We start from the raw sequence: 19,415 nt of genomic DNA on the forward strand, positions 1-19,415 counted from the left end.
ACGCTGAACCGAGCGGGGGAGAACAGGCATGGGGTTTCATCGTTTCGCGGTACGCATGGCTTGGTTGGTATGGGCGACGCTATGGCTGGCCTCCTGCGCCAGCGCGCCGGGCAAACCGGAAGTGGTCGCGGGGGAGGCACGCTTCCAGTTCCTTACATCGACGCTGGTGCGCATGGAGTATTCGCCCAGCGGCCATTTCGTGGATGCTCCCACCGCCGTGGTGCAGAAGCGCGACTGGGCACCGGTGCCGGTGCACGTCTCGCAGCAGGACGACTGGCTGGTGGCCAGTACCGATGCGCTGACATTGCGCTACAAGCTGCACTCGGGCCCCTTCACGGCGGACAACCTCAAGGTGAGCTGGACCGATGGCGGTTCCCACCAGTGGCAGCCCGGCCAGGATGATCCGCAGAATCTCGGCGGCCTCACCTATTCGCTGGACAACATCAGCAAGGCGAACCTGCCGGAAGGGCAGATGGACCAGGGCAGTCCCGTCAATGACGTGATCCCCGGCATCGAGGTGACGCTGGAGAAGGCCAAGCCGGGCCTGTTGAGCCGCAGCGGCTTCGCCTTCATCGACGACAGCCGCACGCCGCTGTGGAATGCGCAGGCGCAATGGATCGAGCCGCGTGCGGAGCAGGGAGGGCAGGACTGGTACCTGTTCGCCTACGGCAAGGACTATCGTCGCGTGCTGCGCGAGTATGCGCAGCTGTGCGGGCCGGTGCCGATGATTCCCCGCTACACGCTGGGACCCTGGATCACCGATTTCAATTTCGAGTATTTCCCGGGCACCGCCGATGCGAAGCGTCCCGCCTTCCAGCGCTACAACCAGCAGATGCTTGAGGACGAGATATCGCGGCTGCGCGGCGACCATATCCCGTTCGACACGTTGGTGCTCGATTTCGCCTGGCACAACTACGGCTGGGACGGCGGCTACGACTGGAGCCCGCTGATCCCCGAGCCGGACCGTTTCATCACCTGGCTGCACGCGCGCGGCGTCAAGCTCAGCCTCAACGACCATCCCGGCTATGCCAATACCGAGGAGAGCATCCTGTCGCCCGAGGACAGCCATGCGCCGGCCGTGCTGCAGGCGCTGGGCCAGCCGCAGCCGGTGAAGCCGCGCTTCGACCAGGACCTCTCCGGCGCATGGCAATTGGCCCTCGACCCGAGGGACGAGGGCGTGGCGCAGCGCTGGTACGCGGGGAAGGGCGGTGCCCGGTGGCAGTCGATCCAGGTGGGCTCGTCGTGGCAGAAGCAGGGGCATGAAGGTTACCGGGGCGTGGCCTGGTATCGCGCCTCGGTGCGCTTGCCGGAGCAATTGCCGGCGGCGCTGTACCTCACCCTGGGCGAGGTGGACAAGCAGTACCGCCTGTTCGTCAACGGCCAGGAAGTGCCGCATAGCCATATCCAGTGGCCGCAACGCCTGACCTATGCCGATATCCGCGCCTACCTGAAACCGGGGCAGCCCAATCGCATCGCCCTGCGCGTCGAGCCCGGCCGTTTGGGCGGCGGCCTGCTGCGCGGTCCCACGGCCTTGCGCGACGTGGCGCCGCCTGGCCGTATCTACTTCGACCTTGCCGACCGGAAGCAGGCGGATGTGTTCATGCGGTACCTGCACGAACCGCTGATGCGCCAGGGCGTGGACCAGTGGTGGGTGGATGGCGGCGGCGGCGCGACCGCCATGCCCGGGCTCAACCCGCAGTTGTGGACCAATAAGGTGTTCTACGATTTCGCGCAATCCTCGGGCAAGCGCGGCTTTATCCTCAGCCGCTACGGCGACTGGGGCAGCGAGCGCTACCCGGCCTTCTTCACTGGCGACACCTATTCGGAGTGGCCGGTACTGGCCTACGAAGTGGCGTTCAGCACGCGCGGCGGCAATGTGCTGGTGCCCTACATCAGCCACGACATCGGCGGCTTCCATGGCGCGAAGATCGATTTCGACCTGTATGCGCGCTGGATCGAGTTCGGCGCCTTCAGCCCGCTGCTGCGCATGCACAGCGCGCACGCCAACCCGGACGAGGGCAACGTACGCATGCCCTGGGTCTACGGCGAGCAGGGCGTGGCCCTGATGCGTAAATACTTCACGCTGCACACCCAGCTCATACCCTACACCTATACCTACACCTGGCTGGCGCACCGGGATGCGCTGCCCATCCTGCGGCCGCTCTACCTGGAGCATCCCGGGCTGGAAGAGGCCTACCGGCACACGCACGAATACTTCTACGGCGACGAGATGCTGGTGGCGCCGGTGCTGTCGCCCGGCGGCGACCGCACGGTCTACCTGCCACCCGGTTCATGGATCGACTTTTTCCATGGCGAGCGTTTCCAGGGCGGCACCACCTTCACCCGCCACTATGCGGTGGACGACATGCCGGTGTTCGTGCGCGAAGGCTCGATCGTTCCAGAGCAGCCGGCGAGCGATTATTCCGATGCCAGGCCGCTGGATACGCTGATCCTCAATGTGTATGGCTCGGGACAGGGCAGCTTCCAGCTCTACGAGGACGACGGCATCTCGCTGGATTACGGCAAGGGAGCGTACGCATTGACGCCGATGCGGTACGACACGCGCGCCGACGGCAGCCATCAATTGGTGGTCGAGGCGGTGCAGGGCGGCTTCCAGGGACAGCCCGCGCAGCGTAGCTACGCGCTGCGCATCCATGCCCAGGGCAAGCCATCGTCGCTCGCCATCGACGGCAAGCCGGTGGATGACTGGCAGTGGGATGCAAAGGACTCGGTGGCCACGCTGTCCATTCCCAGGCGATCGATCCACGACAAGACGACGGTGACGTGGCGGTGACCTTCGCCGGTTAAGTCGTTGTCTCGCGGGAACCGGAGCCCGGTTCCCGCAGGGTTGGCACGTTCCTTGATTCCAGCATGGAAAGCGGCCTGGCCGCTTTGGCGGCTATGCCGCGGCTTGCCGGGCCGCGGCGCCGGATCGTGTTTGCGGCGCAAGCTTCAAGGAGTCCCGCATGGAACTCGATTTCTCGCTTACCGACCCGCAAGGCGGCATCATCGACGTGTTCTGCGAGGTATTCGAGCGAGGCGAGTCGGTGTACTGGCGCGCCTGGCTGTATGGCGATGCCTCCCTGCGCGAGACGCTGGAGGGGCGAGCCATCAATGAGACGGCCGTGGCCGGCCAGGTCCAGGCGGAGATTCTTCTGCGTGGCCTTCGCGCATGCGATTGACGCTGCGGGTCACTATGGGCCCCATGCGATCACCGGCTGGGAGTGGCATGGCCGGAAGGCGACAAGGAAAGCCCCGCACGAGGCGGGGCTGCGAATATCAGGCGGGAGCGTCCTGGGCGGTCTTGAGACGGTTCTGGTAGGTCGTCTCGGTTTCCTGGTACAGGCCTGACCAGGGATCGAGCACATAGCCATCGACGGGCTCGTGCGATACGCGCTTGGCGTCGGTATGGAGGGTTTCCGCGCTGGCAAATGGCGAGTCAAGGGTCATGGGATCCATAGGCACTCCTGAAGGGGATTGTCGCGTGGAAGTCCAGCCTATCGATGCGCTTGTTCGGGCGCGGTTAAAGAAAGTCCCCGTCCGGGCCAACGCAAAACTTATGCGCGAGGCCGTTTCACGCATCCGCGACGCCAGCGCCGTGGACGTGACCCATTCCATTGAGCCGGATGGCAGACATGCGACAATGGCGGCTGCCTTGACGTCCCCATGCATGCGATGTCCATTTCGAAAGAAGCCTATCGGCGGTTCCAGGAGGAATTGGCCGCACTCGAACGCGAACAGGAACGGCGCCGCCAGGAAGCCAGCGCGCCTCCCATGGAACGCGCCAGACGCGAATTCCTCGCCTTGCGCGAGCATTACGGATTGAGCGTGGCCGATGTGGTGGCCTTCTTCCCCGAGGAAGAAGGCATTGCCTACCTGCAAGGGCTGATTGCCGCAGCGGAGTCGCCGGCGCCCAGGCGCCGCACCCGGCGCAAGGCCGGCGAGGACGGCTAGACGGCCGGATCGTCCCGTCTCCGCGGACGCATGACCCATGACATGCCCCTAACGCGGGTTTTGCCATACAGTCCGGCAAGCCCCACAAGGAGGGTTTGCCATGATCGAACAGATCGCGGGATTGCCGCCGGGCACGCTTGGTTTTCGCGCCAGTGGGCAGGTGACGGCATCCGACTATGAACGCGTGCTGGTGCCGGACGTGGAAGCGGCCTTCGCGGTGAACCGCAAGCTGCGCCTGCTGTACCACGCCGGGCCGGGCTTCACCGGCTTCGAGCCGGGCGCGATGTGGGAGGACGCCATGCTCGGCTTCCGGCACTTCAGCGGCTGGGACCGGGTGGCGCTGGTGACCGACGTGCCCTGGCTGCGGGTCGCCTCGCTGGCCATGGGGTTCGTCATTCCCGCGCATTTCAAGCTGTTCCACGACGCCGAACTGGACGAGGCGATCGCCTGGATCAGCGAGCCCCGGCCCGCCAGCGGCAATGGAAACACATGAAACCATTGCCAGCCGGCGTGGCCTGTGCTGAAGTCGGCGGCATGTCCAGCCCCGATGCCCGCTTCGTTGCCATGCCCGCCGCCTCCGCGGCGAACGGGCGCGCACGTTCGCTGAACAATCGCAACGCCAATAACCGTACCCGTATCGGGTGGGCCGGCGTGTAAGCAGCAAAGTCATACAGACACACGCAAAAAGGCCCGCTTGCAGCGGGCCTTTTTGTTTTTCCGCCACGCGAAAGACTTATTTGAGGAAAGCCTGACCATGTGTTCGATCTTCGGCATGTTCGACCTGCAGCCTGGCGACGACCTGGCCACCTTGCGCCAGCAGGCGCTGGAACTCTCGCAGCGCCAGCGCCACCGAGGTCCCGACTGGAGCGGGGTGTTCGTCGACGCCGGGGTGATCCTGGTGCACGAGCGGCTGGCCATCGTCGATCCCGCCAGCGGGGCGCAGCCGCTGCGTTCCCGCGATGGCGAACTGGCCCTGGCGGTGAACGGGGAGATCTACAACCATCGCGAGCTGCGCGCGGCCAGCGACTACGACTTCACCACCGGGTCGGACTGCGAGGTAATCAATGCGCTGTACCGCGGCGGTGGCGATACCGGCGCATGGACGGCCAGGCTCAACGGCATCTTCGCCTTTGCGCTGTGGGACAGCGAGGCGGCGCGCTACGTGATCGCGCGCGATCCCATCGGCGTATGCCCGCTGTACTGGGGCCATGACGGCGAGGGCCGCCTGTGCGTGGCCTCGGAGATGAAGGCGCTGGTGGGCGTGTGCGCCGACGTGGCGGCGTTTCCGCCGGGCCACGTGTACGACAGCGCCGTGGGCGAACTGCGTCGCTACTACCACAAGCCATGGCGCGACCATGCTCATACCAAGGGGCGCGACGTGTCGCCGGGCGAACTGCGCGAGGCCTTCGAGCAGGCCGTGCATCGCCAGCTGATGACCGACGTGCCGTATGGCGTGCTGCTGTCGGGCGGCTTGGATTCCTCGCTGGTAGCCGCCTGCGCGGCGCGCTTCGCGCGGCGCCGGGTGGAGGAGGACGATCGCCAGGAAGCCTGGTGGCCGCGCCTGCATTCCTTCGCCATCGGCCTGGAAGGCTCGCCCGACCTCGCCGCCGCCCAGGTCGCGGCCGATGCGCTGGGCACCGTGCACCATGGCTTCGTCTATACCTTCTGGGAGGGACTGGACGCGCTGCCCGAGGTGATCCGCCATGTCGAGACCTACGACGTCACCACCATTCGTGCGTCCACGCCGATGTACCTGCTGGCCCGGCGCATCAAGGCGATGGGCGTGAAGATGGTGCTGTCGGGCGAGGGTTCGGACGAGATCTTCGGCGGTTACCTGTACTTCCACAAGGCGCCCTCGGCCGAGGCCTTCCACGAGGAAACCGTGCGCAAGCTCGATGCGCTGCATAGCTACGACTGCCTGCGCGCCAACAAGTCGATGATGGCCTGGGGCGTGGAGGCGCGCGTGCCGTTCCTGGACCTGGACTTCCTGGACGTGGCAATGGGCATGGACGCGCGCCACAAGATGGCGGGCCAGGGCCGGATCGAGAAGGCGGTGCTGCGCGAGGCATTCCGGGGCGCGCTGCCGGACGAGATCCTGTGGCGCCAGAAGGAACAGTTCAGCGACGGCGTGGGCTACGGCTGGATCGATGGGTTGAAGGCGCATGCCGAGCAGGCGGTGAGCGACCGCGAGTTCGCGGCTGCCGCCACGCGTTTCCCGTACAACCCGCCGACCACCAAGGAGGCCTACCTGTACCGGCGTATCTTCGAGCGCTTCTACCCGGGGCAGGCCTGCGCGGAGACGGTGCCGGGCGGCAAGTCGATCGCCTGTTCCTCGCCGGCGGCGCTGGCCTGGGACCCGGCGTTCGCGGCGGCGGCGGACCCGTCGGGACGCGCCGTGCGCGGCGTGCACCAGCAGGCGCTGGCCTGATCGCGTTCTCCGCTTGGCGGCGAAGGCGCGGACAGCCACGCCTTCGCCCGCCGGTCAACGCAGGTTGGGATGAAGCAGGAAGCACTGGCGCTGGTGGCGGAAATCCAGCAGGAAATCCATGTCGCGCAGCGCGCCGGCGCCCAGCGTGATCGGGTACTTGATGTTGGTGGCGTCCGTATAGACCTCGAACAGGATGTCGAACGGCTGGCCCGCGATGGTCAGGTTCACTTTCGCGCTTTCGGCGTTGGCGAACGCATGGGTGCCGCCCACGTCGCGCATCGCGGTTTTCCTGCGGTGCAGGGCGGTGACCTCGTCCAGCGCGGTGCGGGTGCCGATCAGGTAGCGATAGGCGCCGGAATCGAGCATCACCGATTGGGGCTGGTCGTTGACCAGCAAGCGCGGGAACAGCCGGAGCTGGTCGTCCCACAGGCCCGATCCGGCCAGCATGGGCGTATCGCAGGCCGGCACGGTGGAGTCGCGCCCATACACCAGCACCGACTGGCTGCTGATGCGCAGCGTGCCCAGCGGCGCGACCAGGTTGCTGCCGATCAGCGCGATCGGCTTCGGCACCACCGTGACGGGTACGTTGTGCAGGATGATGCCGCCCAGTTCCAGCGTATCGAGCACGCCCGCCTGGGTGGGCACGCCCTTGCTCAGCCAGCCGCTGACCTTGCCGTTGCGATCCAGCGGCTTGACGCCGTAGCGGCGCGCGGCGTCCTCGCCCAGGATCATGTCGCTGGCGCCGGTGTCCAGCATGAGCTCGAACTCATGACCATTGGCCTTCGCCTTGACCGTGGGAATGGCGGCGTCCTGCTTGGTCGGCAGGCTGACGTCGCCGGCTGGCACCTCGTAGGACAGGGGCGGTTGCGCGGCGCGGTTGTCGAGGTAGGCCTGCATGGCGTCCAGCCGGCGGTCCACGCGGTGGCCTCGGTAATGCTCGATCAGCGCCTGCTCGGCCTGCCTCGCCTCGGCCGCGCGGCCGGCCAGCTGCAGGTTGCCGATGCGGAATTGCCCGCACGACAGCGCCAGGCCGGGGTGGGTGTCGAGCAGGGCCTGCTCGCAGGCCTGCGCGGCGGCGCTGGCGCCATCCAGGTTGAAATGCACGCGCTCCAGCGCCATTGCCGACCACACATGCACGATCGGGTCCGCGCTTTCCTGGTACAGCTTGAGCAAGGCGGGCGCATCCGCCACCTGCATGGCCTGCACGATCGCCTTCAGGCCGGCGTTCTCGTCGGCGACGTGCTCGCCGCCCGGCGTCGCGGCCCCGGTCGGGGCTTCCCCGACGGCATGCGCCGTGATCGTCATCGCCGCCAGGGCGCCCATCAGGCCCAGCGCCCACCATCCCCGTCGCGTCTTCCCCATGTTCCTTCCTTTGCCGACTCCCATTCCTGCTCCGGGCCGCCGGGTTCCACCCAACGCCGGAACGGATATGAACGCATGTTCATCATGACCGTTTACACCGGCTCTTAGCGGCCGGCGCGGCGGCTCTGTTATCCTAGCGGGCTGCTGATCCGGAACCGAAACCAGATGATCGAGACCAATCCGATCCATGCGCAGATCGCGGACCTCAAGGGTCGCGTCGAGTCGCTTAGGGGGTATCTTTGACTACGCCACCAAGCGTGAGCGTCTCGAAGAAGTAAGCCGCGAGCTGGAAAGCCCCACCGTGTGGGACGATCCGCCGCGCGCGCAGGAACTGGGCCGCGAGCGTGCCCGCCTGGACACCATCGTCAGCGGCATCGACACGCTGACCGCCGGCCTCAACGACGCCGGCGAACTGCTGGACATGGCTGCCGCCGACGGCGACGAGGACACCGTCAACTCCGTGGTGGCCGACCTGGCCGGCCTCGACGCCAAGGTGGCCAAGCTGGAATTCCAGCGCATGTTCTCCGGCAAGATGGACGCCAACAACGCCTTCGTGGACATCCAGGCCGGCGCCGGCGGCACCGAGGCGCAGGATTGGGCGGAGATGCTGCTGCGCATGTACCTGCGCTGGTGCGAGTCGCGCGGCTGGAAGACCGAGCTGCTGGAAGTCTCCGGCGGCGACGTGGCCGGCATCAAGTCCGCCACCTTCCGCGTGGAAGGCGACTACGCCTACGGCTGGCTAAAGACCGAGATCGGCGTGCACCGTCTGGTGCGCAAGAGCCCGTTCGACTCGGACAACCGCCGCCACACCAGCTTCACCTCGGTGTTCGTTTCGCCGGAAGTGGACGACGACATCGACATCGAGATCAACCCGGCCGACCTCAAGACCGACGTGTACCGCTCGTCCGGCGCGGGCGGCCAGCACGTGAACAAGACCGAGTCGGCCGTGCGCATCACGCATATCCCGAGCGGCGTGGTGGTGGCCTGCCAGACCGAGCGCAGCCAGCACGCCAACCGCGACCGCGCGATGAAGATGCTGGCCGCCAAGCTCTATGAAATCGAGATGCAGAAGCGCAACGCCGAGAAGAACGCGGTGGAGGCGACCAAGTCCGATATCGGCTGGGGCAGCCAGATCCGCAACTATGTGCTGGACCAGAGCCGCATCAAGGACCTGCGCACCGGCATCGAGCGTACCGACACCCAGAAGGTGCTCGACGGCGATCTGGACGAATTCGTCGAGGCGAGCCTGAAGGCCGGCCTGGATGCGGGCGCCAAGCGCGTGGATGCCTGAGCGAGCGAACCACCTAACCAGGGATGAGTGGCGAGGGCGCAAGGATCGTGTCTTACTGCGACTTGGTGGCGTGGCAGGAAGCCATGCGACTCGCCGAGTCGGTATATGCCGTGGTGGCGGAATTGCCGGCCGACGAGCAGTTCGGCCTATCCGCGCAGTTGCGTCGTGCCGTCGTCTCCGTGCCTTCCAATATCGCGGAGGGGCATGCGCGAGGCAGTACGCATGACTTCATTCGCTTTATCGCGATAGCCCGCGGATCGCTTGCGGAAGTGGAAACCCAGATTCACCTGATAGTGCGTTTGAACATGATGTATCCCCGGCAGGTAGCCTCTGTTCTTGAGCGTTGCGATGAACTTGGTCGTATCCTGCAAGGGTTGCGCAAATCCCTGGAAGACAAGCTGGCCGCGGCCAGCCGTTAGTGCGCCCTCGCTACTCGTCCCTCGTCCCTAAGAATCCGACATGACCGATCAGACCATCGAAGTCCCCGCCCAACCCCTCGACGAAAACAAACTCATCGCCGAGCGTCGCGAGAAACTCAAGGCGTTGCGTGGGCAGGGCGTGGCGTTTCCCAACGACTTCAGGATCGACGCCTTCGCGGGCGACCTGAAGGCCGAGTTCGCCGATGCCGGCCAGTGGACGGCCGAGGCGATCGAAGGCCTCGGCCGCCGCGTGAAGGTGGCCGGCCGCATCATCCTCAAGCGCGACCAGGGCAAGGTGGCCTTCGTGCAGATGCAGGACATGAGCGGTCGCATCCAGCTGTTCATCCACCAGGGCACGGTAGGCGAGGAAACGTACAAGGCGTTCAAGGGCTGGGACGCGGGCGACATCGTGGGCGCCGAAGGCGTGCTGATGCGTACCAAGACCGGCGAGCTGTCGGTGAAGGTGGACACGCTGCGCCTACTCACCAAGAGCCTGCGCCCGCTGCCGGACAAGTTCCACGGCCTGTCCGACGTGGAGCAGCGCTACCGCCAGCGCTATGTCGACCTGATCGTCACCGAGGAGGCGCGCCGCACCTTCGCGCTGCGCTCGAGGATCATCGGCTTCATCCGCAAGTGGCTGGAGGCCGAGCCGCGCCGCTTCATGGAAGTGGAAACGCCGATGATGCACGTGATCCCGGGTGGCGCCACCGCGCGCCCGTTCATCACGCACCACAATGCGCTGGACATGGACCTGTACCTGCGCGTGGCGCCGGAGCTGTACCTCAAGCGCCTGGTGGTGGGCGGCTTCGACCGCGTGTACGAGATCAACCGCAATTTCCGCAACGAGGGCGTGTCCACCCGGCACAACCCCGAGTTCACCATGCTGGAGCTGTACCAGGCCTATGCCACCTACACCGAGATCATGGACCTCACCGAGGCCGTGATCCGCGAGACGGCGAAGAACGTCATCGGTACCACCCGGCTCACCTGGGAGGGCAACGAGATCGACGTCGGCCCGGCCTTCCGCCGCTGGAGCATGGAAGACGCCGTGCTGGAGCTGAATCCGGATATCCGCCGCGAGGAACTGCGCGACCGCGAGGCCATGGCGGCCCACGCCAGGCGCCTGGGCATCCCGATGAAGAGCGAGTTCGGCTGGGGCCGCCTGCTGCTGGAGATCTTCGAGAAGACGGTGGAGCACACCCTGATCCAACCGACCTTCATCACCGACCATCCAGTGGAGGTCTCGCCGCTGGCGCGCGAGAGCGACACCAACCCGGGCATCACCGACCGCTTCGAGTTGTTCATCAACGCCAAGGAACTGGCCAACGGCTTCTCGGAGTTGAACGATCCCGAGGACCAGGCCGCGCGCTTCCAGAAGCAGGTGGAGGCCAAGGCATCGGGCGACGACGAGGCCATGCACTTCGACGCCGACTATATCCGCGCGCTGGAAGTGGGCCTGCCGCCGACGGGCGGGCTCGGCATCGGCATCGACCGCCTGGTGATGCTGCTCACCAATGCCTCCTCGATCCGCGACGTGCTGCTGTTTCCGTACATGCGGCCGGAGGCGTAGGCCGATGGCGCCGCGCCGCGCATGGTTGCGCCGGAAGCTGCCCAGCCTGCTCGGGGCGGGCCTTGCCGTGCTGGCGCTGATGGCATGCTCGCCCTCGCAATCGCAGGACGAGCATGCGGCCACGCCGGCGTCGCCGGCCAGCAGCGCCGGCGTGGCGACGGCGCCGGATGGCGACGAGGCGGTGATCGGGCGGATCAGCGCGGTGATCAGGAAACACCGGCTCACCGCGCTGCGGGACGAATGCCTCGACTACCTGGTCGATGATTCCGACGGCGCCACCGTAGCCATCGACGTGCATGAAAAGCACGACGCCAGGTGCGGCGGCGATCCGGAGACCTCGCCGCGCCTTTTCTCGTTCAAGCTCGATCGCGACAGCGGCCAGCTCACCACCGATGCGCTCGACCTGGCGGACGGCGACTTCCAGCCCATCGAGTGATCCCTTGCCGGGATGCGAGGCAAGGCGATGCGTGGCAGCCAAAAGCCCCGGCCGCTGCCGGGGCTTTTGGCTTGACCTTCAGCGATAGGCGCGCAGGCGCCGGCGCAGTAGTCCTGCCTGCAACACGTTCACCACGTTCGATGCGGCCCAGTACAGCCCGAGTCCGGCTGCCGCATGCCATACCACGACGAAGGAGACCAGCACCGGCAGCAGTTGCAGGGCGGTCTTGAGTTGCGGCGACATGGCCGGATTGAGGGCCATGGCGGCATAGCTCAGGGCGGCGACCAGCACGGCGAGGGCCATGTCGGGACGTGCAAGGCGTGGAATCCACAGGAAAGAGCCGGCACCGGCCAGGCCCTGGCGGATGGCGCTGTATACGCCGAGCCCCAGCGGCGCCTGCACCAGCGCGGTCAACAGGCCGCCGCCCATGCCGGTGCCGACGCCATGCTCGCGATACAGCGCGCGCATGGCGCTGGCGTGCGCCACCGGATCGTCCGCATGGCGCTTGGCCAGTTGTTCCAGCCGGGGCTTGAGCGTTTCCATCCTGCGGCGCTGATGCCAGCCCTGCTCGGCGGCGCGCAGCGTCCAGGGCAGCAGCCCCAGCCGCACCGCCAGGGCCATGATGATGATCGCCAGGCCATGGCTGCCGCCCAGGCCGTGGGCCAGGGTTTCCAGCAACTGGGCGATTCCCGCCACGAATGCGTTCCAAGGTGCCATTCACTTCCCCTCGTGATGTGCTCGACGCGCGCCCGCCATTCCCGGGCAACGACCGGGACATGGGCGCGGGCTGGCCGATTCCAAGGACGCGGATGCGCCTGACCAATGGCATAGTCGGCTAAACTGGCGCGCTTTAGCCTTGCAGGAGCCTGCCATGTGGTTCGCCATCACCGCCGTTGACGTCCCCGACTCGCTGGAAAAGCGCATGGCCACGCGGCCGGCCCATCTGGAGCGCCTGCAAAAGCTGCAGGACGAAGGGCGCCTGCTGGTGGCGGGGGCGTTCCCGGCGATCGAGTCGGAGGACCCGGGCCCGGCGGGCTTCACCGGCAGCCTGATCCTGGCCCAGTTTCCCTCGCAGGCCGACGCCGAAGCCTGGGCCAAGGCCGATCCGTTCGTGGCGGCCGGCGTCTATGCCAGCGTCACCGTCAAGCCGTTCCGCAAGGCGGTGCTGGCCGGATGAGCGCCGCGATGGTCGAGCAGATCCGCGAGCGCCTGCGCCAGGCGCTGCAGCCGGCCGAGCTGGAGGTGGTGGACGAGGGCTACAAGCACGCCGGCCACGCCAACGAGGGCAAGGGGCATTTCCACGTGCGCATCGTCAGCGCCGCCTTCGCCGGGCAACTGCCGATCAAGCGCCACCGCCAGGTCTATGCCGCCCTGCAGGGCCTGATGGACAACGGCATCCATGCCTTGTCCATCGATGCCAGGGTGCCAGGGGAGCGGTAGGCACGGGGAGGGGGATAGGCATGGGAGGGGGGGCGCCAAGGCCGCCTACCAGAGATTCGTCCCATCGCTGCGACAACCACCACCCCCGGCGCCTTGTCGTGTCCCATGGGACTAACCTCTGGTAGCCGGCCTTGGCGCCTCCACTACCTATCCCCCATCCCCTCCTTGTCTCAAGAATTTCTTTCCATTACATTCACATAGCATCCAATGCTAAAGTGAAACATCTCCGCCAGAACGCATTGCGGCTCCCGCCCGCGTTTGGCACAGTGACCCATCGCCCGAGCACGTCGGGCTTCACTTATTCGCCGCCGATGCCCGCATGCGCCTGACCACGATCAAACTCGCCGGTTTCAAGTCCTTCGTGGACCCGACCACCTTGCACCTGCCAACCAATATGACTGGCGTGGTGGGTCCCAATGGCTGCGGCAAGTCCAACATCATCGACGCCATCCGCTGGGTGATGGGCGAGAGCGCGGCCAGCCGACTGCGCGGCGACTCGCTCACCGACGTGATCTTTTCCGGTTCCAACGCGCGCAAGCCGGTTGGCCAGGCCACGGTAGAGCTGATCTTCGACAACGCCGACGGCACCATCCAGGGCGAGTACGGCCAGTACGCCGAGATCTCGGTCAAGCGCCAGGTCACCCGCGACGGCCAGTCAGCGTATTTCTTGAACGGCGCGCGCTGCCGCCGCCGCGACATCACCGACCTGTTCCTCGGCACGGGCCTGGGGCCGCGCAGCTACTCGATCATCGAGCAGGGCATGATCAGCCAGATCGTGGAGGCCGCGCCCGACGAACTGCGCATGCATCTGGAAGAAGCGGCCGGCATCTCCAAGTACAAGGAGCGCCGCAAGGAGACCGAGAGCCGCATCAAGTCCACCCGCGAGAACCTCGACCGCGTGCGCGACGTGCGCGACGAGGTGGACAAGCAGCTTGAGCACCTGAACCGCCAGGCCCGCGCCGCCGAGCGCTGGAAGGCACTGAAGGAAGAGCAGACCCGCAAGGAAGCCGAGCTGCGCGCGCTGGAATACCGCGCCCTGAAAGGCCAGCACGACAACGAAGGCTCGGGGCTGTCCGCCGCCGAGGTCGAGATCGAGAAGCAGGTGGCCGCGCAACGCCATGTCGAGGCACAGCTGGAAAGCGTGCGCGAGCGCCACACCGGCGCCACCGAGCACCTCAATGCGGTGCAGGCCGAGGTCTACAAGGTCGGCGCCGAGATCGCCCGCGTCGAGCAGCAGGTGCGCTACAACCGCGAGACCGCCGAGCGCCTGCAGCGCGCGCAAGGCGAGGCCGAGCGCGAGCATGCCGAGCTGGCCGAGCACATCGCCAACGACCGCGCGCAGGTGGAAGCGCTGCGCATGGCGCTGGCCGAGGGCGAGCCCCGGCTCGAAGCCCTGCAGCAGATGCAGGACGACACCGCAGACTCCCTGCGCGACACCGAGACCAAGCTGGCCGACTGGCAGCAGCGCTGGGACGCGCATACGCGCACCGCGGGCGAATCCAGCCGCGCCGCCGAGGTGGAACGCACCAAGCTTAACTACCTCGACCGCCAGGCCATCGACCTGTCGCGCCGCAAGGAGGTGCTGGAGGCCGAGCAGAAGGCCACCGACATCGCCGCGCTCGACGCCGCCGCCGAACAGCTGCACCTGGAGCACGACACCCAGCGCGAGCGGGTGGAATCGCTGGGCCAACTGCTGGACCAGCACAAGCTCGCCCACGAAAAAGTGCAGGACGAGGAACGCCAGGTGCAGGCCGCGCTCAACGAGGCGCGCCAGCAACTGCAGGCCGCGCGCGGCCGCCAGGCCTCGCTGGAGGCGCTGCAGCACGCCGCGCTGGGCCAGGAGGAAAGCGCCGCCAGCGGCTGGCTGGCACGCCTGGGACTGGACAAGTCGCGTCGCCTCGGCGAGGCGCTGCAGGTGGAGGCAGGCTGGGAAACCGCGGTGGAAACCGCGTTGGCCGGCTTCCTCGACGCCGTGCTGGTGGACGAGTCGCACGCGCTCGCCGCCGAATTCGGCGCGTTGGAGAACGCCGACGTGGCGCTGGTCGACGGCGCCGAGGGCGGCGCCAACACGGCTGGCACGCTGGCCGCGCACGTGCGCGGCCCGGCGGCGGCCATCGCCATCCTCAACCATGTGCTGATCGCCGACTCCATCGAGCACGCGCACCGGGTCGTGGCCGGCCTGTCCGCGTTGGCGCCGTACCAGTCGGTGATGACGCGCGGCGGCGAATGGCTGGGTCCGGGCTGGGCCCGCGTGCGCCGCGCGCAGGGCAATCAGGTGGGCGTGCTGGCGCGCGAACGCGAGATGCGCACGCTGGCCGAGCAGATCCTGGCGCTGGAAGAGCGCATCGAGGAAGCCACCCGGACGCTGGATGACCTGCGCACCCGCAAGTTCGAGGCCGAGCGCGCCCGCGACGACGCCCAGCGCGAGCTGTACAACGCGCACCGCCGCCAGTCCGAGCTGGCCGGCCAGTTGCAGAGCCATCGCGGCAAGATGGAAACCGCACGCGCCCGCGCCGAGAAGGTCGCCGGCGAACTCGGCGACCTGGTCAACCAGCTCGACGAGTTGCAGACGCAGACGCGCGAGGCGCGCGCGCGCCTGGACGAATCGGTCGGCCACATGGGCGACCTGGAGGACCAGCGCCGCGACCTGGAGAACGAGCGCCGCGCCCTGCTGGAGGCGCGCGAGGAAGCGCGCATGAACGCGCGCGAGGCGGCCGACCAGGCGCATGCGCTGGCGCTGTCGATGGAATCGAAGCGTTCCTCGCTGAGTTCGCTGGAACAGGCGCTGGCACGCATGGAAATCCAGTTGCGCCAGATCGAGGCGCGCCGCGCCGAGATCGCCGAGCAGCTCGCCGCCGGCTCCGACCCGATCGCCGAGCTGGAAGCCGAGCGCCAGGCCTACCTCGACCAGCGCCTGCTGGTGGACCGGCAACTGGTGGAGGCGCGCCGCGCGCTGGAGGATTGCGACGCCGAGTTCCGCCGCCTGGAAGCCGAGCGCCAGCGCATCGAGCAGGTACTCAACGGCCTGCGCGAGAACCTCTCGCAGAAACGCCTGGCCGCGCAAGCGCTGCAACTGCGAGCCGAGCAACTGGCCGAAGCCATCGCCGCCTCGGGCCTGGAACTGGAACCGCTGCTGGCCGAGCTGCCGGCGGATGCCGATGCCGGGCAGTGGCGCGCGCAGCTCACCGACCTCGGCCAGAAGATCATGCGCCTGGAGCCGGTGAACCTCGCCGCGATCCAGGAGCACGCCGAGCAGAGCGAACGCAAGACCTACCTGGACAACCAGCTCGCCGACCTCACCAGCGCGATGGAGACGCTGGAGGCGGCGATCAAGAAGATCGACCGCGAGACGCGCCAGCGCTTCAAGGAAACCTTCGACCGCGTGAATGCCGGCGTGCAGGAACTGTTCCCGCGCCTGTTCGGCGGCGGCCACGCCTATCTCGAGCTCACCGGCGACGACTTGCTCGACACCGGCGTGGCCATCATGGCGCGCCCGCCGGGCAAGCGCGTCTCCAACATCACCTTGCTGTCGGGCGGCGAGAAGGCGCTGACCGCGGTGTCGCTGGTGTTCGCCATCTTCGGCCTCAATCCCGCGCCGTTCTGCCTGCTGGACGAGGTGGACGCGCCGCTGGACGAGGCCAACGTGGGCCGCTTCTCCAACATGGTGAAGGAGATGAGCGAGAAGGTGCAGTTCATCTTCGTCAGCCACAACAAGGCCACCATGGAGGCGGCCTCGCAGCTGTGCGGCGTCACCATGCGCGAGCCCGGCGTGTCGCGCCTGGTGCAGGTGGACCTGGCCGAAGCCGCTAAACTGGCCGGCGCCGCTTGAGGATTTTCCCCATGAATTCACAACCCGTGCTTGCCTTCGCCTGGGATCCGGCCATCGGCATTCCCATGCTGATCGTCGGACTGATCGTGCTCGCGCTGATCTGGCTGTTCGGCCGGCCGAAGAAGGAGCAGCAGGGCCGCCGCCGCTTTGCGCCGGGAGCGGCCGGCGAGCGGCGCGATCCCACCTTCGGCGAGGAGGGCGAGGCGCTGGACGAGCCATCCTTCAATGCCCGCGACGACTTCGCATTGGACGAGCACCCGCGGCAGGGCGAACTGGACGTGGACCTGCGCGAGGAACTGGAACGCCTCGGCGCCACGCTGGCCGGCGGCAAGGACAAGGCGGAGCCCGTGCCTGCCGCCAGGCCCAAGCCGCAGGGCATCGCCGCCTCCATCGTCGATGCGCTGCGCGCGCCGCCGGAGCAGTTCGAACAGAACCTGGCGCGCCCGGCCAGCGCCGAACCGCCACCGCGCGCCGCTGCGCCGGAACCGGCGAGCACCCCGGCACCCGCGCCGGTGCCGCCGCAGCGCTCGGACCTCGGCCGCCGTCCCGAGCGCATGCCGGTCGAGCGCATCGTCACCCTGTTCGTGGTGGCGCGCGAGGGCAGCGTGTTCCATGGCGCCGACCTGATCGTGGCAGCCGAGAAGGCCGGCCTGGAATACGGCGACATGGGCATCTATCACCGCCTGGTGGACGGCCGCCCGGAGCAGGGGCCGATCTTCAGCGTGGCCAACATGCTCAAGCCGGGCAACTTCGACCTTACCCGGCTCGACGCGCTGCGCACGCCGGGCCTGAGCTTCTTCATGACCCTGCCGGCGCCGATTCCCGCCCTGGACGCCTGGGACACCATGCTGCCCACCGCCCAGCGCCTCGCCGAGCTGCTGGACGGCCAGGTGCTGGACGAGGAGCGCAACGCGCTCGGCCGCCAGCGCGTGGCCCATATCCGCGACGAGCTACGCGGCTGGGACCGCGACCACGAAGGCAAGGAAATCACCTTCGGCCGCTGAGCCGGTTTCCTTTCTGTATCCATTTGTGGGAGCGCACCCTGTGCGCGACTGCGATGGCGCGGTCTTCCCGCGTCACCGGTTTGTCGCGCACAGGGTGCGCTCCCACAACCCAGCGTCGAATGGCCCTTGTGTATGGCTGGCGACGCCCTTATGATTGAGTGCCTACTCAGTCATCATTTGTTCTCTCATGGCCCGCCCCCGCAGCGAAGACAAGCGCAACGCCATCCTCGAAGCCGCCATCCAGGTATTCGCGGAGCAGGGCGCCAGCGCGCCCACCGCGCGGATCGCCAGGCAGGCCGGCGTGGCCGAGGGGACCCTGTTCACCTACTTCAGCAGCAAGGACGAACTGCTCAACCAGCTGTACCTGGAACTGAAGGCCGGGCTGCGCGAGGCCATGCTGACGGGCTATCCGCGCGAGGCAGGCATCCGCGAACGGGCGCGTCATGTGTGGTGCGCTTACATCGACTGGGGCGTGGCGCATCCCCGGGAGCGCAAGGTCATGGCCCAACTCACGGTGTCCGAGCGCGTCACGCCGGAAGTGAAGGCCGCCGGCGCCGCCGCTTTCGCCGACGTCAGCGGCATGCTGCACGAAGCCATGGCCACGGGCCTGTTGCGTGACCACCCGCCGGCTTTCGTGGGCGCGCTGCTGTCGGCGCTGGCCGAGACCACCATGGATTTCATTGCGCGCGAACCGGAGCGGACGGAAAGCTATCGCTCGGCCGGCTTCGAGGCATTCTGGCAGGCGATCGGCAAACGCTGATTCGTTTTGTCTTATTAATGAGCAAGTAATCACTCAATTAAGGAGTCTATCATGTCGAAAGTCTGGCTTGTCACTGGTAGTGCCCGCGGCCTGGGCCGCGATATCGCCGAGGCCGTGCTGGCGCACGGCGACCGCCTGGTGGCCACGGCCCGCGATCCCGGGCAACTGGCCGAGCTGGTCGAACGTTATGGCGACCAAGTGCGCGCCGTCGCGCTGGACGTCACCGATGCCGCCGCCGCGCGCGCCGCGGTGAAGGCGGCAGTCGATGCGTTCGGCCGTCTGGACGTCCTGGTCAACAACGCGGGCTTCGGCCACATGGTCGTGTTCGAGCAGGGCAGCGAGGACGATTTCAGGGCGCAGATCGATACCAATTTCTACGGCGTGGTCAACCTCACGCGCGCCGCGTTGCCGGTGATGCGCGCGCAGCGCTCGGGGCACATCCTGCAGATCTCGTCGGTGGGTGGCCGTATCGGCACGCCGGGACTGGCGGCCTACCAGTCGGCCAAGTGGGCGGTGGGCGGCTTCACCGAGGTATTGGCGACGGAGGTGGCACCGCTGGGCATCAAGCTGTGCTCGCTCGAACCGGGCGGCATGCGAACCGGTTGGGCGGCCGAGGCCAACAGCACCCTGGGCGATGTGCTGCCCGACTATCAGCCGTCGGTGGGTGCCTTCCGCGGCATGCTCAAGGATTACCAAGGCAACGAGACCGGCGATCCGGCACGGGTGGCCCAGGTGGTGCTGCGGCTGGCCTATCACGACGATCCGCCGGTGCATCTGCTGCTCGGCAGCGATGCGCTGCACTTCTTCGGCGAAGTGGAAAAGCAGCGTACCGCCGCGGCGGAGCGCTGGCGCGAGGTGAGCCGGTCCACCGACTTCGATGCGGGCGCGATGCCCGCGTTCCCCAGCCACTGAGGCCGCCGCC

19 protein-coding genes are annotated in these 19,415 nt (G+C 67.4%); 16 read left to right on the forward strand and 3 right to left on the reverse strand.

What is annotated here, in order from left to right:
* The first annotated feature begins 28 nt into the window (after positions 1–28).
* Positions 29–2,794: a glycoside hydrolase family 31 protein gene (locus MJ605_RS15765; RefSeq protein ID WP_243042502.1), complete on the forward strand. Its 2,766-nt coding sequence runs from the start codon at positions 29–31 to the stop codon at positions 2,792–2,794.
* A 172-nt stretch (positions 2,795–2,966) separates the two neighbouring features.
* On the forward strand, positions 2,967–3,182 hold the full coding sequence (locus MJ605_RS15770; protein WP_243042503.1) for a hypothetical protein: 216 nt from the start codon (positions 2,967–2,969) through the stop codon (positions 3,180–3,182).
* Between the two features lie 97 nt (positions 3,183–3,279).
* Here the strand turns inward: MJ605_RS15770 and MJ605_RS15775 are convergent, their stop codons facing one another.
* The gene (locus MJ605_RS15775; RefSeq protein WP_243042504.1) at positions 3,280–3,459 is read right to left on the reverse strand and encodes a hypothetical protein; all 180 of its coding nucleotides are present in this window, start codon (positions 3,457–3,459) and stop codon (positions 3,280–3,282) included.
* Positions 3,460–3,675: 216 nt separating this feature from the next.
* Here MJ605_RS15775 and MJ605_RS15780 point away from each other — a divergent pair, with 216 nt between their 5' ends.
* The 4 genes from MJ605_RS15780 to asnB all read left to right on the forward strand — a co-directional run bounded on the left by MJ605_RS15780 (position 3,676) and on the right by asnB (position 6,382).
* Complete coding sequence (locus MJ605_RS15780; RefSeq protein WP_243042505.1) at positions 3,676–3,954, forward strand: 2-hydroxyacyl-CoA dehydratase; 279 nt, start codon at positions 3,676–3,678, stop codon at positions 3,952–3,954.
* Positions 3,955–4,054: 100 nt separating this feature from the next.
* A complete protein-coding gene (locus MJ605_RS15785) occupies positions 4,055–4,447 on the forward strand; it encodes a SpoIIAA family protein (RefSeq protein ID WP_243042506.1) in 393 nt (130 codons plus the stop codon).
* The gene (locus MJ605_RS15790) at positions 4,444–4,611 is read left to right on the forward strand and encodes a hypothetical protein (protein WP_243042507.1); all 168 of its coding nucleotides are present in this window, start codon (positions 4,444–4,446) and stop codon (positions 4,609–4,611) included. The genes MJ605_RS15785 and MJ605_RS15790 overlap by 4 nt, the downstream gene beginning before the upstream one ends.
* 97 nt (positions 4,612–4,708) lie before the next feature.
* Positions 4,709–6,382 carry an asparagine synthase B gene (asnB, locus tag MJ605_RS15795; RefSeq protein ID WP_243042508.1) on the forward strand — a complete coding sequence of 558 codons (1,674 nt, stop codon included), beginning with the start codon at positions 4,709–4,711 and terminating at the stop codon, positions 6,380–6,382.
* Positions 6,383–6,436: 54 nt separating this feature from the next.
* On the opposite strand, the gene MJ605_RS15800 is transcribed toward asnB, so the two are convergent.
* On the reverse strand, positions 6,437–7,744 hold the full coding sequence (locus tag MJ605_RS15800; RefSeq protein ID WP_243042509.1) for an aspartyl protease family protein: 1,308 nt from the start codon (positions 7,742–7,744) through the stop codon (positions 6,437–6,439).
* Positions 7,745–7,909: 165 nt separating this feature from the next.
* Here MJ605_RS15800 and prfB point away from each other — a divergent pair.
* From prfB to MJ605_RS15820, 4 genes are all read left to right on the forward strand, one after another.
* Positions 7,910–9,035 (forward strand): peptide chain release factor 2 gene (gene prfB / locus MJ605_RS15805; protein ID WP_243042510.1). Its coding sequence is split into 2 segments (ribosomal slippage): positions 7,910–7,984 and positions 7,986–9,035, totalling 1,125 coding nucleotides; the frame shifts between segments, so codons are not numbered across the junction.
* A gap of 23 nt (positions 9,036–9,058) precedes the next feature.
* Positions 9,059–9,454 carry a four helix bundle protein gene (locus tag MJ605_RS15810; protein ID WP_279237617.1) on the forward strand — a complete coding sequence of 132 codons (396 nt, stop codon included), beginning with the start codon at positions 9,059–9,061 and terminating at the stop codon, positions 9,452–9,454.
* Positions 9,455–9,494: 40 nt separating this feature from the next.
* Positions 9,495–11,024 carry a lysine--tRNA ligase gene (gene lysS / locus MJ605_RS15815; protein WP_243042512.1) on the forward strand — a complete coding sequence of 510 codons (1,530 nt, stop codon included), beginning with the start codon at positions 9,495–9,497 and terminating at the stop codon, positions 11,022–11,024.
* A gap of 4 nt (positions 11,025–11,028) precedes the next feature.
* A complete protein-coding gene (locus tag MJ605_RS15820) occupies positions 11,029–11,460 on the forward strand; it encodes a hypothetical protein (protein WP_243042513.1) in 432 nt (143 codons plus the stop codon).
* 78 nt (positions 11,461–11,538) lie between these two features.
* Here MJ605_RS15820 and MJ605_RS15825 read toward each other — a convergent pair whose 3' ends face one another.
* On the reverse strand, positions 11,539–12,156 hold the full coding sequence (locus tag MJ605_RS15825; RefSeq protein ID WP_243042514.1) for a YidC/Oxa1 family membrane protein insertase: 618 nt from the start codon (positions 12,154–12,156) through the stop codon (positions 11,539–11,541).
* Between the two features lie 175 nt (positions 12,157–12,331).
* Between MJ605_RS15825 and MJ605_RS15830 the strand changes: the two genes are divergently transcribed.
* The 6 genes from MJ605_RS15830 (at position 12,332) to MJ605_RS15855 (ending at position 19,405) form a co-directional block, all read left to right on the forward strand.
* Positions 12,332–12,637, forward strand: a complete 306-nt coding sequence (locus tag MJ605_RS15830) for a YciI family protein (RefSeq protein ID WP_243042515.1) — start codon at positions 12,332–12,334, stop codon at positions 12,635–12,637.
* The gene (locus MJ605_RS15835; RefSeq protein ID WP_243042516.1) at positions 12,634–12,900 is read left to right on the forward strand and encodes a BolA family protein; all 267 of its coding nucleotides are present in this window, start codon (positions 12,634–12,636) and stop codon (positions 12,898–12,900) included. Before MJ605_RS15830 ends, MJ605_RS15835 begins: the two co-directional genes overlap by 4 nt.
* A gap of 319 nt (positions 12,901–13,219) precedes the next feature.
* The gene (smc, locus tag MJ605_RS15840; RefSeq protein WP_243042517.1) at positions 13,220–16,729 is read left to right on the forward strand and encodes a chromosome segregation protein SMC; all 3,510 of its coding nucleotides are present in this window, start codon (positions 13,220–13,222) and stop codon (positions 16,727–16,729) included.
* A gap of 11 nt (positions 16,730–16,740) precedes the next feature.
* A complete protein-coding gene (zipA, locus tag MJ605_RS15845; RefSeq protein WP_425601025.1) occupies positions 16,741–17,733 on the forward strand; it encodes a cell division protein ZipA in 993 nt (330 codons plus the stop codon).
* A gap of 187 nt (positions 17,734–17,920) precedes the next feature.
* Positions 17,921–18,493: a TetR/AcrR family transcriptional regulator gene (locus MJ605_RS15850; RefSeq protein WP_243042518.1), complete on the forward strand. Its 573-nt coding sequence runs from the start codon at positions 17,921–17,923 to the stop codon at positions 18,491–18,493.
* 51 nt (positions 18,494–18,544) lie between these two features.
* Positions 18,545–19,405, forward strand: a complete 861-nt coding sequence (locus tag MJ605_RS15855; protein WP_243042519.1) for an oxidoreductase — start codon at positions 18,545–18,547, stop codon at positions 19,403–19,405.
* Positions 19,406–19,415 lie beyond the last annotated feature (10 nt).

Origin of the sequence: Dyella sedimenti (assembly GCF_022760995.1) — a bacterium.
In the GTDB taxonomy this organism is placed as follows: Bacteria; Pseudomonadota; Gammaproteobacteria; order Xanthomonadales; family Rhodanobacteraceae; genus Dyella; species Dyella sedimenti.